At 41.8% G+C, this 2,287-nt stretch carries 2 protein-coding genes; both read right to left on the bottom strand.

The window, feature by feature from the left end:
* Positions 1-44: 44 nt before the first annotated feature.
* A complete protein-coding gene (locus BM099_RS20200) occupies positions 45-335 on the bottom strand; it encodes a hypothetical protein (RefSeq protein ID WP_090731105.1) in 291 nt (96 codons plus the stop codon).
* A gap of 243 nt (positions 336-578) precedes the next feature.
* Positions 579-1,652, bottom strand: a complete 1,074-nt coding sequence (locus tag BM099_RS20195; protein WP_090731103.1) for a Fic family protein — start codon at positions 1,650-1,652, stop codon at positions 579-581.
* Positions 1,653-2,287 lie beyond the last annotated feature (635 nt).

Here is a 2,287-nt window from a genome sequence, read left to right as displayed (position 1 = left end):
AATGCGAATACCTGTAATAGGAGGCAAAGCCTCCCATAAAACGATTAAAGGTGTGCTTCTGTTGATTGAGCGGGTACTTCTAACCCTGTCAACGCAACCGTATGGTTATAAGTGCTGACAAGATTGTGGTTAGCATCACCCAAATGCGCTTGAACCGATACACCCAGGTCAGACAGAGGACTGTTAACGGATGAAAATCCCTGAGCGCTGGCTACATGGCCTACTGCCAGATTAGCCTCAACAGACTGATCATTAAACTGATTTAAACCACCGGCAAATGCCTGTGAAGCAAATAGAGCAGAAGAAAGAAGAGCAGTAGTCAGTAAAGTTTTCATAGTCATTTCCTTAAATTCGTTAGCGTGTTTCACTGCTTGATGGTGCTACTTTAAAACCGGTAGCTGAAACGAAACTGAAATAAGGAACTATTTTTTAAAAGTTTTTAGTTATATTCGACTTTTATGTTTTTGAGCTTCACCATTCATTTCTTTAAAAATATCGAAACTCGTCGAGTTGGTTTAGGAAGCTCGGATGATCATCACTTAAGCTCAGCTGTTCAAGTAACGCCTCATTAAAATATCCTATTTTGAAAATAGTCCGCATAGTGACGTGTTTAGATAGTAGTACTCATTACCCTGCTCGATCTTATCTAAGATTCCAATTTCAGCTAGCTTATTTAAATAGTTTCGTGCTGTATTTCTATGCACATCAAGCTCATCTTTAGCAAATTCAACTTTCGTATAGGGATGCGTAAAAAGATGATTGATCAACTCATGACTATACATCTTTGGAAAAGTCGCTTTAATGGTACGTTTATGCTCTTGCATCAGCGCAAGTAAGCGCTTTATAGTGCCTAATGTCTCTTGGCTGGTTATTTCGACAGCTTTTAGCATATACAAAATCCATTCTTCCCAGTCACCCGTGTCGCGAACATGCTGCAAAAGTTTGTAATAGTCAGATTTGTGCTGATTAAGGTAACTTGATATGTACAATATGGGGGTATCGAGCAAGCCTTGCTTGCACAGATACAATATATTGATTATGCGTCCCGTTCTTCCGTTACCATTGTAGAACGGATGTATGCTCTCAAACTGATGATGAATGAGTGCCATCTTGACTAGCTCGTCATAATCCGAAAGGTCCTCATTATTGATAAAGGCTTCCAGAGCGCCCATGAAATTAAGCACTTCTTGTTCTGTTTGTGGCGGCGTATGAATAACTTCATCCGTTTTTTCATTCTTAAGAACGGTGCCACCTTGCTTACGAAAACCTGCATTGTTATGTTCGATATTTTTCTGGATTTCACAGATCGTGCTATTCGTAAGCAAGCCTGTTTGTTGTACTATATTAAAGCCGGTGGTAAGGGCGACAGCATAGTCGTGCACTTCTTTGGCGCTCGCCGAAGTAAATTGCCTCGCCTTGTAATTACTGCGGTATAGCTCATCTTGTGTTGTCACAATATTTTCTATCTCAGAGCTTTCACGCGCTTCCTGAAGTGACAATGTTGCAATAAGTATATGCGGATTAGGCAGGCTGTTCGTCAAACCTTGTAGCTCTGCGAGAGCTGCACGGGCTTTAACTGTCGCCTTCAACACCGCTCGACTTTCTAAATCCCCCAGCGTCGCTAATGGCTTTAAATAATTGCTGGTAGTCATCGTAGTAATCCATATTTTGTTGCTCGTTTCGTGCACACAGAATAGCGTTTTTGAGTGCAGCCATCGAAACGCACACATAGAATAGGGAGTTTAAGTGCGTACAAAGAAATTTAACGCAGAATTGTAGGTTAAATCTCCAACACGGAAATGAAATAGAGCCCTGCATGTACAGATAGATGTCTTCGATATACAGACAAATTCATCATCTGCATACTTGTATGGACTCCCCCCGTATTGCAAGAGATTGTATGCTGACATATGAGGTTTAACTGCTCGCTTGTATTCGGTCTCTTAAATGAGTCGTCTTTATCGACTCGGACCCTAATGGAGTTCCGCTCGTTAGCTCCGGTACCCCCCCCGAAAATTAATTGTAGTTAAAAAAGGGAGGATTACCCGTCGTGCCCCGTTTCGATCGGAACTATATTCCAACCATATATTTTTGCCCTCTGCCGCGACCAAGACAAAGGGAGGGTTAGTACAAGTGATGTAGCTGCACGGAAAGCCATCGCCTGGCAGGCGTCTTATATCCATCAGGAATTCCAGGCATAAAAATGTATGGTTCCCCTCATGATTGCAACACAGATTTGTGATCATGAGGTGGTTTTGCGCTAATGTATTCGGAGTCTTTAATTAGG

This window comes from Neptunomonas qingdaonensis (assembly GCF_900113275.1).
Classification (GTDB): Bacteria; Pseudomonadota; Gammaproteobacteria; order Pseudomonadales; family Balneatricaceae; genus Neptunomonas; species Neptunomonas qingdaonensis.
The sequence above is the reverse complement of the archived record's forward strand: the minus strand, read 5'-3'. Positions and strand labels throughout refer to the sequence as shown.